General features: G+C 64.8%; 19 protein-coding genes. 14 read left to right on the top strand and 5 right to left on the bottom strand.

Going from position 1 to position 12,228, the window contains the following annotated elements:
- Positions 1-11 precede the first annotated feature (11 nt).
- Together AC3A84_RS13870 and AC3A84_RS13865 are read left to right on the top strand one after the other, a co-directional pair.
- The gene (locus AC3A84_RS13870; RefSeq protein WP_487970331.1) at positions 12-368 is read left to right on the top strand and encodes a hypothetical protein; all 357 of its coding nucleotides are present in this window, start codon (positions 12-14) and stop codon (positions 366-368) included.
- A 16-nt stretch (positions 369-384) separates the two neighbouring features.
- Positions 385-1,314, top strand: coding sequence for a phage minor head protein (locus AC3A84_RS13865; RefSeq protein ID WP_487970329.1), 930 nt, complete (start codon positions 385-387; stop codon positions 1,312-1,314).
- On the opposite strand, the gene AC3A84_RS13860 is transcribed toward AC3A84_RS13865, so the two are convergent.
- The 4 genes from AC3A84_RS13860 to AC3A84_RS13845 all read right to left on the bottom strand — a co-directional run bounded on the left by AC3A84_RS13860 (position 1,304) and on the right by AC3A84_RS13845 (position 2,631).
- Positions 1,304-1,504: a hypothetical protein gene (locus AC3A84_RS13860; RefSeq protein WP_487970327.1), complete on the bottom strand. Its 201-nt coding sequence runs from the start codon at positions 1,502-1,504 to the stop codon at positions 1,304-1,306. The genes AC3A84_RS13865 and AC3A84_RS13860 overlap by 11 nt on opposite strands.
- A 198-nt stretch (positions 1,505-1,702) precedes the next feature.
- Positions 1,703-1,888 (bottom strand): hypothetical protein, encoded by a 186-nt coding sequence (locus AC3A84_RS13855; protein ID WP_487970326.1) that lies wholly within the window; start codon positions 1,886-1,888, stop codon positions 1,703-1,705.
- A 167-nt stretch (positions 1,889-2,055) separates the two neighbouring features.
- Positions 2,056-2,346, bottom strand: a complete 291-nt coding sequence (locus tag AC3A84_RS13850; protein ID WP_487970324.1) for a hypothetical protein — start codon at positions 2,344-2,346, stop codon at positions 2,056-2,058.
- Between the two features lie 39 nt (positions 2,347-2,385).
- Complete coding sequence (locus tag AC3A84_RS13845; RefSeq protein ID WP_487970322.1) at positions 2,386-2,631, bottom strand: hypothetical protein; 246 nt, start codon at positions 2,629-2,631, stop codon at positions 2,386-2,388.
- 198 nt (positions 2,632-2,829) lie between these two features.
- Between AC3A84_RS13845 and AC3A84_RS13840 the strand changes: the two genes are divergently transcribed.
- The 12 genes from AC3A84_RS13840 to AC3A84_RS13785 are packed head-to-tail and all read left to right on the top strand — an operon-like array spanning position 2,830 to position 11,535.
- Positions 2,830-4,113, top strand: a complete 1,284-nt coding sequence (locus AC3A84_RS13840; protein WP_487970320.1) for a hypothetical protein — start codon at positions 2,830-2,832, stop codon at positions 4,111-4,113.
- A gap of 11 nt (positions 4,114-4,124) precedes the next feature.
- Entirely contained in the window at positions 4,125-4,586 is a 462-nt protein-coding gene (locus AC3A84_RS13835) for a hypothetical protein (RefSeq protein ID WP_487970318.1), read from the top strand.
- An 11-nt stretch (positions 4,587-4,597) separates the two neighbouring features.
- A complete protein-coding gene (locus AC3A84_RS13830) occupies positions 4,598-5,596 on the top strand; it encodes a major capsid protein (RefSeq protein WP_487970317.1) in 999 nt (332 codons plus the stop codon).
- An 11-nt stretch (positions 5,597-5,607) separates the two neighbouring features.
- Positions 5,608-5,874 (top strand): hypothetical protein, encoded by a 267-nt coding sequence (locus AC3A84_RS13825; RefSeq protein WP_487970315.1) that lies wholly within the window; start codon positions 5,608-5,610, stop codon positions 5,872-5,874.
- Positions 5,871-6,239 (top strand): DUF7370 family protein, encoded by a 369-nt coding sequence (locus AC3A84_RS13820; RefSeq protein ID WP_487970313.1) that lies wholly within the window; start codon positions 5,871-5,873, stop codon positions 6,237-6,239. Before AC3A84_RS13825 ends, AC3A84_RS13820 begins: the two co-directional genes overlap by 4 nt.
- A complete protein-coding gene (locus AC3A84_RS13815; RefSeq protein ID WP_487970311.1) occupies positions 6,239-6,580 on the top strand; it encodes a hypothetical protein in 342 nt (113 codons plus the stop codon). Before AC3A84_RS13820 ends, AC3A84_RS13815 begins: the two co-directional genes overlap by 1 nt.
- A 32-nt stretch (positions 6,581-6,612) precedes the next feature.
- Positions 6,613-6,960 (top strand): hypothetical protein, encoded by a 348-nt coding sequence (locus tag AC3A84_RS13810; protein ID WP_487970309.1) that lies wholly within the window; start codon positions 6,613-6,615, stop codon positions 6,958-6,960.
- Positions 6,957-7,313, top strand: coding sequence for a phage tail termination protein (locus tag AC3A84_RS13805; protein WP_487970308.1), 357 nt, complete (start codon positions 6,957-6,959; stop codon positions 7,311-7,313). The genes AC3A84_RS13810 and AC3A84_RS13805 overlap by 4 nt, the downstream gene beginning before the upstream one ends.
- Positions 7,314-7,318: 5 nt before the next feature.
- Positions 7,319-7,771, top strand: coding sequence for a phage tail tube protein (locus AC3A84_RS13800; protein ID WP_487970306.1), 453 nt, complete (start codon positions 7,319-7,321; stop codon positions 7,769-7,771).
- A 17-nt stretch (positions 7,772-7,788) separates the two neighbouring features.
- Positions 7,789-8,133, top strand: coding sequence for a hypothetical protein (locus tag AC3A84_RS13795; RefSeq protein ID WP_487970304.1), 345 nt, complete (start codon positions 7,789-7,791; stop codon positions 8,131-8,133).
- Positions 8,133-8,696 carry a DUF6246 family protein gene (locus tag AC3A84_RS13790; protein WP_487970302.1) on the top strand — a complete coding sequence of 188 codons (564 nt, stop codon included), beginning with the start codon at positions 8,133-8,135 and terminating at the stop codon, positions 8,694-8,696. Before AC3A84_RS13795 ends, AC3A84_RS13790 begins: the two co-directional genes overlap by 1 nt.
- Before the next feature lie 25 nt (positions 8,697-8,721).
- Positions 8,722-11,535, top strand: coding sequence for a tape measure protein (locus AC3A84_RS13785; RefSeq protein ID WP_487970300.1), 2,814 nt, complete (start codon positions 8,722-8,724; stop codon positions 11,533-11,535).
- On the opposite strand, the gene AC3A84_RS13780 is transcribed toward AC3A84_RS13785, so the two are convergent.
- Positions 11,536-12,216 (bottom strand): hypothetical protein, encoded by a 681-nt coding sequence (locus AC3A84_RS13780; RefSeq protein WP_487970298.1) that lies wholly within the window; start codon positions 12,214-12,216, stop codon positions 11,536-11,538.
- Positions 12,217-12,228: the final 12 nt, after the last annotated feature.

The following is a 12,228-nucleotide window of genomic DNA, read 5'->3' as shown; positions in this document are numbered from 1 at the left end:
ACGATGCTGGTATGGCCGGCCTGCCGTGCCCGCCTGACGGAGACGAGTTCTCCCATCGCCGCGCCACGCTCATGCGCCGGGCGCGGACCGGCGAGATCGTCATGGTGCTTTGCCGCGGCTGCCGCTGCCGTAAGTGCGGCGCGCAGAACTGGGGCTGGCGGCCAGGCTGCCGCTGCTGGACGGAAGAGGACATGAGGGGCGACGGCCCGGGCATGGACTATGGGGTGCTGGTGCAGCCGGAAGGCGATGACCCGAAGGTGCCCGCGCGTTTCATGACGCACGCCGATCTACTGGCGGCGCGCGCCGCCGGCAAGCCGGTGCTGGACGACATCAAGGGCGAGCCGGTGGATCTGGATGGGCATGGCTGACCGTCCGAAGAATCCCATGATTCCCGGCAACCTCCGGGACCGCACCGGCACCGGCGGCATCATGCGCCGGGCCCTGGCCGACATCCGCCGCCGGTACGCCGGCCTGCAGCGGGACGTGGTGGCGCTCTTCGACGCGATTCCGAGGCTGACCGGCAACGATCTTCCCGCCCTGCCGCCGCTGCCCGCGCCCCCGCCGCGCGACATCTACGCCATGACGCCGGAGCAGCTGCAGCGCCTCTCCGACGACCTACGCCAGGCCGTGGAGCGCTGGATGGCAGATGGCCGCGATCCACAGTACGCATTCTGGTGGGACCGCTACGTGGCCGAGGCCTCGCAACTGGGCACCGCGCAGACCGTGGCGAACCTCACCGCGCTGTCCACCACCTACGCCGCCTCGCGCACGCTGGCCCAGGTGATCTACAGCGAGCCCTACCGCAACCGGCTGGCCATGGCGCAGCTGGCCAGCAAAGAGCATTGGACCGGGCTTGCCGCCCAGCAGAAAGCCGACCTCGCCCAGATCATTGGCCGCGCCGTGGTCGATGGGAAAAACCCGCGCGCGGTTCGCAAGGAGATCGCGGAGAAGCTGGCGGTGAGCAAGTCTCGGGCCGAGAATTTCGCGCAGACGGATGTCACGGGCACGCTGCGGGAGGCCAGGTGGGCGGAGGCGGACCGGGCGGAGGAGGAGCTGGGCCTGCGGCTCGGATTGCTGTGGACGTCGGCTCTACTGCCGACGACCAGGCCATGGCATGCGGCGCTGAATGGACAGGTGCGGACCACTGAGCAGGTGCGCCAGTTCTACTCACAGGGCGGGAATCGATATAGGTGTCACTGTAGCCAGACCGAGTGCTTGCTTGATGAGGACGGCAAGCCCATCCTGACGAAGTCGCTGCAATCGGCCATGGCGAACGAGAAGGCCGCCTGGCAGTCGCGCTACCTCAAGAAGTGATTTCCCAGGGCTTGGCCTTGTGCGGCGGGTTCACCAGGTCGCGCGGGTCGAGCTTGCGTTGCCGCTCAGCTTCTTCGGCCCTGCGCTGCAGCATCAGGCGCACGGCTGGCGGCGTTGCCTCCTCAAGGATGGTGAGGGGCGGGGCCAGCGGTGGCTTGGCTGTCGGCTTGGTGCGCTGGCGCTTGGGCATCGCGGGAGTCTAGCTGCCCGCATGGCCACGGTCTCAAGCCGGAGGCCAGCGCAGAGCAGGCAAGCGCAGTGCGCAGGTCGATCTTTGCCCCGCCCGCAAGCATACGAGCATAGGTCGAGCTACCTACCCCTAAGGCCTTGCAGGCCTGGGCGTAGCTGTAGCCCATTCGGGTCTGCCAAGAGCGCAAATTATCGGGCTTCACCTGCGGGCCTCCAGCTTGTAGTGTGGATGCTGATCCAGTGCTAGCAAAAACAGCGCCCAACGATCAGCACCCATCTGCCGCTCGGCAGATTCATAGCGCAACCACGCGCGTGCGTTAGGCGATCCGGCAAGCGAGGCGGCCCGCTTGATCGTCAGCCCAGCAGAATCGCGGGCCTGCTTCACATCGGCCGGGGATGGTGGGCTCAAAATGAGTAGAGTTGGATCAGCGTGCATAATTTAGGACCAAATCTATACGTGTGGTTCCTGCCCTGCTAATGCTGGGCGGCCAACAAGGCGAGGCGAAAGCTGCCGGCAACAAATGGGGCCCCTGGCATTCCGGACGTTTCTTTTTAGAGACGTGCCGCCAGAAGAGCGCGTACATCTGCCTCAAATTGCGCCCGGGTTGCCACGCCCGGCTTGGTGATCGGGCTGTCGCTGCCCAGCATGTAACGTGCATGCGGCAGCTTGTGCTCTGCGTATCTGACGGGTTCGGCCCACACAAGCGCGCCGTCCACGACGACTTGCCGATGCGGTTTTTCGCGCGTGTACAGCACCGTGCCGTGCTGCCGCTGCCCGACTGCCAAGCCGGTGTCCTTTCCGTCCAGCAAGACCCAGCCGGAAGTGTCGATTTGCAATCCCATGATTTTCTCCAATACGCACCCCGCCGGGCGCAGGGTTGTTCAGTTGCCGATGGAATCAATGGCAGATTCAAGGGCGGCTTGGCTCTCAAAAGCCCAAACCTTGCAGACGCCATGCCAGCGGGCGCCGGCAGCCTTGATTGCGTCTTTGTGCGCGTAGGTGTTGCCGCCGATGGCAGGGACGCCGCCACGGCCGCCGTTGTTGATTTCGCCGGCCTTGAGGCCCAGGGCTGCGGCCTTGGCGTTGAGGGATTCGCGGCCGGCGATGTTGGCGATGAAAACTTGCATGATGTGTGCTCCGCGTGGAACGCCAGGTAACCGCCTGGACTCGGTGGCGATCTATTTCGATCACCATGGATGCAATATTACTCCCGAAATGGGAGTTTTGCAAGGGTTTTCTGTCGTCTTGAAGCCATGAAATCACGACGTTGATCGGACGCCCAGCGCCTCCCTAGCATCGTCTGGCATACCCAAAGCGGAGATGCCATGGCAACCAAGAAAAAGCGCGTCCACATGCTGAGCGTCGTCAATGCGGCGAACGTCAGCAAGTCCGGCGCTAAGTACGTGATCCGCGACGTCTGCGGCGCGGTGGACGACATCGTGATGAACTCCACCCTGTACCCGGCCGACCAGCTCGCCGCAGGAGCGCCGACGATGGAGGGCCGCATTGCGCCAGCCGGCCACCCGAAGAACGCCGACGGCACCTTCATCAGCGCCACGAACGCGGATGCGCTGCTCGCCAGCTTCATCGGCGCCGTGTGCAAGAACGCCAGGCACGAGGGCGGCCGGACGCTGGTGGACATTCACGTCAACGAGGCCCAGGCCAAGGGCCACCCCGACGGCCAGCGCCTGATCGAGCGCCTGGATGCGGCCATCGCGGGAACGAACGCCGACCCGATCAACGTCAGCACGGGCTTGCTGCTGGTGCCCATCACGGCCAATGGCGAAAGCCGGGGCAAGAAGTACACGCGCATCGCCACCCAGCTGCAGTACGACCATCTTGCGATCCTGCTCAACGAGAAGGGCGCCGGCACGCCGGCCGAGGGCGTGGGCATGTTCCTGAACGCCGAGGGCGCCCAGGAAGAGGTCGAGGTGGTCGAGGTCAACGCCGAGCCAGCCGACCGCCGCTACGAGGGTGCCATCGGCTGGCTGCGCAGCCTGTTCGGGAACAAGGACATCAGCTTCGACCAGATCTATGACGGCCTGCGCGTTGGCCTGCCCCAGGGCGCATGGATCCGCGAGGTGTTTGCCTCCTATGCCATCTGGACCGACGAGGCCGGCAAGCTGTGGCGCCAGGAATACCACACCAGCGAAAACGGCTCCGTAGCATGGCTCGGAGATCCTGTTGAAGTCGTTCGGCAGGTTTCCTATGAGCCCGTCACCATCAACCAGGAGAAAGGTGATCCCGTGAAAGACCACATCCTCGCCGCGCTGAACGCCGCCGGCATCACCACGGCAGGGCTGGACGATACCCAGCTGCTGGCCGCCTACAACTCGCTGGCGCGCAAGCCCGCCGAGGACAAGCTGACCGCTGCGAATTCGCGCATCGCCGAACTGGAAGGCGAGAAGACCGCCGCCGAGAACGCCGAGCGCGACAAGCTGGCCACCGAACTGGCCGTCAACAGCTCGCTGACGGCTGACGACTTCAAGGCCATGCCCGTGGTTCGCCTGCGCGAGCTGAAGGCCAAGGCCGCCCCGGTGGTGGTGGGCAACAGCGGCGGCGGCAACGCCGACGAGTTCGCCGGCTACGACCTCAACAAGTTGCCCTAAGGAGGCGCGCCATGGCAAATCGAATCTTTCGCACCGGCAGCGGCGTCCCGCGCCCGCGCACCATCACCGACAAGACCGTCTCCGGCGCGCTGCTGCCCGGCACGGCGGTATTCATCGGCGCCACGCAGCTGACGCAAGCCACTGCCGTGAGCGGCGGCCGGCTCGCAGTGCTGGGCGATCGGGACTACTACAGCCCCGGCGGCATCAACCTGTCCACCGACCCGCTGCTGACCCCCTACACCTCGGGCGAATCCGGCGTGGCCTACCTGCCCAAGCCCGATGACGAGTTCCTGTGCGCCATGGCCGCAGGTTCCTACACGCCGGGTCAGGAACTTACCGTGGGCGCCGCTGGCCGGCTCACCGCCGCCGCATCCGGCGGCATCGTGGTCGCGCATTTCGACCAAGCCGCCAAGACCGCAGCCGCAGGGGATCTCTGCGACGTGGTTTGGGCCAACGCATACACCAAGGCATAACGGAGGGACCCATGCTGATTTTTACCAACGAGCAGCAGCAGGCCGTCATGGCTGCGCGTCGCCAGTTCAACCAGCGCGCAACTGCCCGTGCGGCTGAAGCTGTCGCCGGCCTGGAAGGCAACTCCCTGGCCATCCCCCTCGATGCATGGCGTCGCATCGACACGCGCGCGCAGCAGATCGCGCGGTCGCGGCTGGTGATGTTCAGCCGTCTGGCCGCCGCCAGCACCATCCCGGTCGGCATCGCCGACATCGTCAACTACTACCCGCAGGTCAGCGACAGCGGCGAAGTGCTGGTGACGATGGACGGTCGCAACGCCGGCAAGGCCGATCAGGCTGTCATGAAGTTCGTCGGCACGCCTGTGCCGATCCTGACGTCCACCGCTCGTTTCGGCTGGCGCCAGATGGAAGTCATCCGCAAGGGTGGCGCCATGATCGACACCGCCACCATCGCCAACCACCAGCGCAAGGTGGCCGAGAAGCTGGAGGACATGGTCCTGAACGGCCTGTCGGGCATCAATGTCGATGGCAACATCATCTACGGTCTGCGCAACCTGCCCCAGCGCAACACCTTCGTGCACGGCCTGACCCTGGCCACCGCGACGGGGGCACAGTGGCTGGCCATGGTGAAGCAGGCCATCTCCGCCGCCTTGGCCGACAACCAGTACGGGCAACTCACGCTGTTCGTCAACCAGGCCGACTACACCGCCGCCGACACCACGGACTACGCCGCCAACTACAGCGGCACGATCCTGGAGCGCCTGCGCGCGGTGAACCAAATCGCCGAGATCGTCCCGGTGGCATCGGTGCCGCCGAACGAGGTGCTGGGCATCGTGGACCTGTCCGGCGGCGAGTGGGGCGGCATCCTGTCGGCCATGCCGATGACCACCCGTCCGAAGACCCGCATCGAGCCCGAGGACGACTACCTGTTCGGCGTGATGGCTGCAGCTGCTCCGCAGTTCCGCAGCGACTACGCCGGCCAGTCGGCCTTCCTGCACGGCACTCAGGCCTGAGGATCGGCGCCATGAACGTGAAGATCACGCATCTCAAGGCGCCCTGGCCCGAAGGGGCCAAGGTGGGCGATGTGGTCGCCTTCGACGGCGCCGTGCCGGCCTGGGCGCTGGGTAAGTGCTCCGAGGTGGCTGACGACGCGCAGGTGGACCACATCTACGAAGCGCCCGCTGTCGCGGTGTCTGCCGGAGTCGTGCCGGGCGCGTCCGACGTCGAAGAGCTGCGCAAGAAGCTGGCCGACGCCAAGGCCGCTGCAGCGAAGGGCAAGGCCTCGAAGTGATCACGGACACCCAGGCGCAGCAGTACCTGTCGGAAGCCCTGGGCATCTCGGTGCCCGGATTTTTGGTGGATGCCGCTGTCGCCCAGGTGGCCACGGCAGAGCAGGCCATGGTGGATGCCGGCTACAGCGAGCAGACGCGCCTGCTGGTGCAGACCTACGCGGTCGCTCTCATCGCCGCGGCCGGCGCTCCACGTCGGATTCAGTCACAAGGGGCGCCCAGCGGCGCGAGCCGCAGCTTCAAGAACGAGGAAGGCGCGCTCACGCAGTTGCGCCGCTCTCTCGCCGCCCTGGACAAGGCCGGCACCGTCGCCGCGCTGGTGGGCCCAGATCCTGCCGGTGGCACGCTGATGATGGTGGTCTGCTGATGAGCGCTGCCGCCAGCTGGAGCTACACGGCTACCGCCACGCTGTGGCCACTGCTGGGCCGCGACGACTGGACGGGTGCCATCACCTACGGCCCGCCCGAGGTTCTGGCGTGCGACTACACCGCCGAGGCCGTGCGCATGACCGATGCCAAGGGTATCGAGTTCGTCTCCCGCCAGCACATCTTCACCGAGCGCGCCGACATCAAGCAGGGCGACATGATCCTGATCGGCGAGTCCACGTCGCAGAGCCCGGTCACGGCCGGCGCATTCGAGGTGCGTGCCGTCACGCGGTGGGCCGACACGCTGGACCGTGTCGCTGACGACTACCGCGTTTCGACCTGAGCCCGTGCCGGGCCTCCGTAGCATGCCTTTGCATGGCTACCAAGATCATCAACAAGCTACCGCAGTTCGTCACGCGCACCGAGCAGCGCGCCGCGCGCGGTGTGGCGCAGGCGCTCGTGCTGGGTGCGGCCGAGGCTTCGGTGATGACGCCAATCGACACCTCAACCCTGCTGAATTCGCAGTTCCGCGATGTGCGCAAGGATGGCACGGCCATTGTCGGCACGGTGGGCTACACCGCCGAATACGCGCTGCCGGTCCACGATCCGGAACACGAGCAGCAGTTCCGGCGCGCGACGGCCAAGAAAGAATTCTTGAAGCACGGCTTCGAGAAGGCCGAGCCCAACATTCGCGGCGTCATCACCGGAGCCATTCGCACATGAGCCCCGCAGACGCACTCCGCGCTTTCCTCGTGCCGTTGCTGCCCGGCTGGCGCCTGCAGTTCGGCCGCTGGGTCGATGGCTCCAAGACAGACCGCTACGCCGTCATCAAGCCGGCCGGCGGGCTGCCGGCGTCGTTGGTCCGCGAGCCGAAGTTCACGCTGCTGCTGATCGGCAGCTCCACCGATCCCGCCACGCTGCCCGACACGACCGCCCAGGCCGTGATTTCGGCCATGGCCACAAGCAGCGGCGCCCTTGTTTCCTTGCAGCCGGGCGAGCCGGTCTTCTGGTCCACCGATGACGGCCGCCCCGCATCGGATCTCTCCATCAACACCATCGCTAACGCAGAAGGATGACCATCATGGGTGCTTTTACCGGCCGCGACACCATCGTCGAATACGCCATCGCCGCGGAGGACGCGAATCCTGCCGGCCTCGTTTTCAAACGCCTCGGCATGATGCGAGGCAAGTCCATGAAGACCAGCTGGGACACCGTGGACACCACGGGAGACATGAGCCCTGGTCAGACGAAGACCGGCCTCGTTACCTATAAGAACGTCGAGTTCACCGGCGACGGCGTGAGCTACGACAACGAGGTCTACAACCAGAAGGAATTCAAGGCGAACGTCATCTCGCCGAGTTCCGCATCGGGCAACCAGCCCAAGGTCTGGCTGCGCATGACCGACCCCGATGGCGACACGACGACCGGCCCCTTCATCGTGAAGGAATGGACCGATGACCGCCCGCACTCCAACGAAGCCACCTGGAGCATGTCCGCCAGCTCCAACGGCAACGTCGTCTACAACCCGGCCTGATCCGGAAGGAGAACCTCATGGCAGCCATTGCCTCCATCGACGCACGCCAGGTCGGCGCATTCGCCGCGGCGCCGTCCGTGCTCACCTCCGACGACACCATCACCTACGATTCGGCCCGCAAACAACTGCTGGTGCTGCGCAACCCGACCGCAGGCGCCATCACGGTCACCGTTGACGGTGCCGACGCAGCCTCTGCGGTGTTGCCCGGCTACGGCTCGGTCAACCTGGGCAACGGCTTCGCCATCGCGGTCCCGGCCGGCGCCGTGCGTGCCGTGCAGTTGTCGAGCATCTCCCTGTACCTGCAGGGCGTCGTGCATCTGCTGGGTGGCGCTGGCGTCGAGGCCACGCTCTACAACCTCTGATGCTGGTCGAGTGCGGCTACGTGCGCGCGGTGGACGGGGAGGGCCGTGAGTGGTCCTTCCTGCCCAGCTTCGCCCGTATCGCCGCGCTCGGCTCGCCCGAGGAGATCGTCAGCCTGTATGTGGAGCTGCACGGGCCAGTGGCCGGCCGCGCTGCGCGCTACGTGCTGGCCTGCCTGTGCGAGCAGGAAGACCCCACGCCACTGCTGGGTGACGTGGCGCCCACCGACGGCGCCGGCCTGCAGTACCTGCCTGGTGGCATGCCCGAATCGGAGCAGGTCATCATCGCCCGGCACCTTATGCAGCACGGCATCTGCGGCCTAGCCAAGCCGGAAGAAGGCGGAGGCGGCCAGTTCAGCGAACGCTTCGACGCAGCCGAATACATCGCGGCGGCCCGGGTGCATCTGGGCTTGTCCAGTGCCGATGCCGAGGCGCTGAGCATGACGGAGTTCCAGGCCATGCTGGCGATGAAGTTCCCCGATGAGAAGAGCCGCCGGCGCGATGTGCCCGACCGTGCGACCTACGACGCGGCCATGGCCCGCTTGACGGAGATGCGACGTGGCTGAACAGGTAGGCGGGATCTACTACGACGTGCGGCTCGAAACGGGCCAGCTCCTGCGCGATCAAAGGCAAGTGGAGGGCGCCCTTCGGGCGACGGAAAACGCCGGGAGCCGGCTGCAGGCCAACTTCAATGCGCTGGCCGTTGCCGTCAAGATCTTGGCCGTGGCTATCGCCACTGTGAAGGCCGCCGAGAAGGCCGACGAAATGCGTCTGCTGGGTGCGCGCGTGGAGGTAGCCGCGGGCAGCGTGGACAAGGGCGTCGAGGCCATGAACCGCCTCGTGCAGATCAGCCGGAACACCCAGACGGCCGTGGTCGGAAACGTCGAGGTGTTCAACCGCCTGAACCAGTCGCTCCTTCAGATGGGCGGCACTCAGAACGACACGCTCAACCTGACAGACCTGCTGGCCAAGGCCATCCGCGTCTCCGGGGCGTCCGCCGTAGAGGCAAAGAGCGCCATGCTGCAATTCGGCCAGGCATTGGGCTCTGGCAAGCTGGCTGGCGATGAGCTGCGGTCCCTGTTGGAGAATGCCCCCTACCTGATGCAGCAGCTTGCGGCCGGCATCGGCAAGCCAGTGGGCGAGCTAAAGAAGCTGGGCGAGCAAGGCAAGCTGACGGCCGATGTCGTCGTGGCCGCGCTCACCAAGTCGGCCGAAAAGATCAACGCCGACTTCGCCAAGTTCCCGCAGACCGTGAGCGGTGGCTTCCAGCTTGTGCAGGATGCCGCGGCGCGCCTCAACGAGAAGATGGACCAGGCCAGCGGCAATAGCGCGGCGCTGGCCGGGGCTGCTCAAGGATTGGCCGAGGTGCTGGACACGCTCACCGGAGAGTTCGCCGGGGCCAACACCGAAGCCGAAAAGCTGGGCCGGAACAAGGCCATTCAAGGGTGGGCGCAGGAAACGAAGATTTTCCTGTCCTACGTGGCTGATGCAGCCGATGTCACCTGGCAGGCGCTGTCCGTGCTGGGCCGCAACGTGGCGTTCGTGTTCCAGGGCATCGGGACCGAGATCGGGGGCATCGGCGCCCAAGTGTCGGCCGTGCTGCGCGGCGACTTCTCCGGCGCCGTGGAGATCGGCCGCGCCATGCGCGAGGATGCCGACAAGCGACGCGCCGAGTTGGACGCATCAGATGCCAAGACGCTCGCCAACCGCAAGTTGATGGGTCAGCGCATGCGCGAGGCCTGGCAGCAGGGGGCGAAGGAAACCCGGGGCTTCACTCCGGCGCCGGATGCTCCTTCCAAGCTCAAGCCGCCGAAGGACGACGACGAGGCCCGCAAGCTGGCAGCGAAGACGGCAGCCGCAAAGGCTTACTACGAGGGGCTTGTGGCTGAGAACGCGATCGCCCTGGCCAAGATCGACGCGGAGGAGCGCAAGGCGCTGGACGAGAACAAGCGGCGCGCCTCCGAGGACAAGGGCAACCAGCAGATCTATGCGGCTGCACGGCTGGAGATCATCAAGAAGTTCGCCCGCGAGCGCGGCAAGCTCGAGGAGCAGACCACGCAGCAGGTGGCCGACCTGAACATCGCCATCACCACGGACGAGGCCAAGAAAATCGACATGGTGCAGCAGGAGGCCATCCGCCGTGCCGATGCCGCCGTGAAGCTGGGCACCATCACGCACGCAGAGGGCGAGCGTGCCAAGACGCTGGCGACCTTCACGGCAGAAAAGGAACGGGCAGCCATCCGCGAGCGCATTGCACAGGCCAATGCTGAGGTGTCAATCGCGGCCACCATTGACGAGCTCACCAAGATCGACCTGCAGCGTCAGGAATCCCTGCGCCGAGCCAATGAGGCTGTGCGACAAGGCACGATGACCTACGCTGAGGGCGAGGCCCAGAAAGCCAAGGCGGCAGTCGATGCGCAGAACGCTATCCGGCAGCAGGTGCTGAGCATCAACCCGCTGGCTCAGTTGGAGATGGACTACCAGCAAAAGCTGCGGCTGGTGCAGTTCTACGAGCAGCAGATCGCCAAGGCCGGCGTTGACGGCACCGCTTTCGTTGAGGGCAAGAAGCTGGAGCTGTCGCGGCAGTACCAACTGCAGCGCAACGCGCTTGTCGAGGCTGAATTTGTGGCCCAGAGCCAAGCGAACGCATTCCTTGTCGGCTCTCTCAACAGCCTGGCCAACACCGCATCAAGCACCATCACTGGGCTGCTGAGCGGAACGATGTCCGCCTCCGACGCCATGCGTGCACTGGGAAATGTCGTGCTCAACGAAACGGTGGGAGCCCTGGTTCAGGTCGGGCTGCAGTACATCAAGAACGCAGTGATGGCGAAATCGGCCGAAACCGCGATGGCTGCCGTGAAGGCGGCAAACGCGGCCACCTACACCGCCGCCGTGAGTGCGCAGGTGGCTGTGACGGCTTCGCTGGCTGCGGCAAATGCTTTTGCCTCCACCGCTGCAGTGCCTATTGTGGGGCCTGGACTTGCGCCAGCAGCAGCCGCTGCGGCGGGGGCGGCTGCCACCGCAATCGGGGCAGGGGCCATTGCCGCCGCCCCGATTGCTGGCGCCCGTCAGTACGGTGGGGCCGTGAGTGCTGGAAGCCTCTACCGGGTCAACGAAAAGGGCCCGGAAATGTTCGTGGGGAGCAACGGCAACCAGTACATGATGCCGTCGGCCGGTGGCCGTGTCGTGCCCGCAGATCAGACTGGTGGAGGCATCACCGTGATCGTCAACAACGCGCCGGCCGGAACGGATCCATCGGTCAACGTCAACGGGAATCAGGTGGTCATTGACCTGGCGGTCAAGGCTGCCGAGGCCCGGATCGCGGAGAGCTTCGCCAGCAACAGCGGACCTGCATGGTCCGCTCTGCGGGGCTCCAGCAACGTGCGCGCGGGTGGACTGAGTTGATTATCTGTTCTGCTGAGAGAATGTTTTAATTAGCTTGTAACGAATTTGCCTGTTAGTTGCGTCAAGAATTTCAATCTCTGCGCCTTTGTAGCCAATTATTTTTGACTCAGATAGGTCGTATTCGACATCGTTATTGAATGCCATTCTAGCGAGGTTGGCAGAGAATTCGCGATAACCAATATTGATCTTGTTCCCTATTCTGCCGCTGTAAATTAATGTTTGCTGGAGAGTTTTTTCTGTAATAAGGTCGATGAACTTTCGCTCATAATTAGCTCCGGATTTGCAAACATATTGTGTAGATATAGTTACTACGCACAGCGACCCGTCCTGTTTTAGCATCACAGACGATGGTGCATCAAAAATCGTTGCCGTCCTGTCAAGGCGACCGCCGCCATCTCCAAGCTTTGGAGAGAAATACTCGGCTTGATCATCAGAGCCTGTCTTTAAATAGAGTCCCGGACCTATGATGTGCCCGATATTGGGCGCGAACGGAGCTAGTACCTCAATGGCCTCCTGTCTAACTAACACCCCTTGGGACAGCATTTTCTCCCCAACGCCGGCAGTCGATACTGAACCTACTGGCGGGTCACTGAATTCCTTTGTTTGGGGGGCGTAGTTGTACTTTGGTGCCGCGCATCCGGCGAGCGCAATTGCGGCCAGGGCCGCGATCATCAGTTTCATGGTCTTCTCCTT

It is taken from the genome of Paracidovorax sp. (genome assembly GCF_057642795.1).
The sequence above is the reverse complement of the archived record's forward strand: the minus strand, read 5'-3'. Positions and strand labels throughout refer to the sequence as shown.

Excerpts from the sequence above, each read along its gene's own strand:
- AC3A84_RS13780 (WP_487970298.1), bottom strand. The coding sequence starts at position 12,216 with ATGAAACTGATGATCGCGGCCCTGGCCGCAATTGCGCTCGCCGGATGC.
- AC3A84_RS13825 (WP_487970315.1), top strand. The coding sequence starts at position 5,608 with ATGAACGTGAAGATCACGCATCTCAAGGCGCCCTGGCCCGAAGGGGCC.
- AC3A84_RS13795 (WP_487970304.1), top strand. The coding sequence starts at position 7,789 with ATGGCAGCCATTGCCTCCATCGACGCACGCCAGGTCGGCGCATTCGCC.
- AC3A84_RS13850 (WP_487970324.1), bottom strand. The coding sequence starts at position 2,346 with ATGGGATTGCAAATCGACACTTCCGGCTGGGTCTTGCTGGACGGAAAG.
- AC3A84_RS13815 (WP_487970311.1), top strand. The coding sequence starts at position 6,239 with ATGAGCGCTGCCGCCAGCTGGAGCTACACGGCTACCGCCACGCTGTGG.
- AC3A84_RS13870 (WP_487970331.1), top strand. The coding sequence starts at position 12 with ATGGCCGGCCTGCCGTGCCCGCCTGACGGAGACGAGTTCTCCCATCGC.
- AC3A84_RS13805 (WP_487970308.1), top strand. The coding sequence starts at position 6,957 with ATGAGCCCCGCAGACGCACTCCGCGCTTTCCTCGTGCCGTTGCTGCCC.
- AC3A84_RS13830 (WP_487970317.1), top strand. The coding sequence starts at position 4,598 with ATGCTGATTTTTACCAACGAGCAGCAGCAGGCCGTCATGGCTGCGCGT.
- AC3A84_RS13790 (WP_487970302.1), top strand. The coding sequence starts at position 8,133 with ATGCTGGTCGAGTGCGGCTACGTGCGCGCGGTGGACGGGGAGGGCCGT.
- AC3A84_RS13835 (WP_487970318.1), top strand. The coding sequence starts at position 4,125 with ATGGCAAATCGAATCTTTCGCACCGGCAGCGGCGTCCCGCGCCCGCGC.
- AC3A84_RS13845 (WP_487970322.1), bottom strand. The coding sequence starts at position 2,631 with ATGCAAGTTTTCATCGCCAACATCGCCGGCCGCGAATCCCTCAACGCC.
- AC3A84_RS13865 (WP_487970329.1), top strand. The coding sequence starts at position 385 with ATGATTCCCGGCAACCTCCGGGACCGCACCGGCACCGGCGGCATCATG.
- AC3A84_RS13810 (WP_487970309.1), top strand. The coding sequence starts at position 6,613 with ATGGCTACCAAGATCATCAACAAGCTACCGCAGTTCGTCACGCGCACC.
- AC3A84_RS13860 (WP_487970327.1), bottom strand. The coding sequence starts at position 1,504 with ATGCCCAAGCGCCAGCGCACCAAGCCGACAGCCAAGCCACCGCTGGCC.
- AC3A84_RS13840 (WP_487970320.1), top strand. The coding sequence starts at position 2,830 with ATGGCAACCAAGAAAAAGCGCGTCCACATGCTGAGCGTCGTCAATGCG.
- AC3A84_RS13800 (WP_487970306.1), top strand. The coding sequence starts at position 7,319 with ATGGGTGCTTTTACCGGCCGCGACACCATCGTCGAATACGCCATCGCC.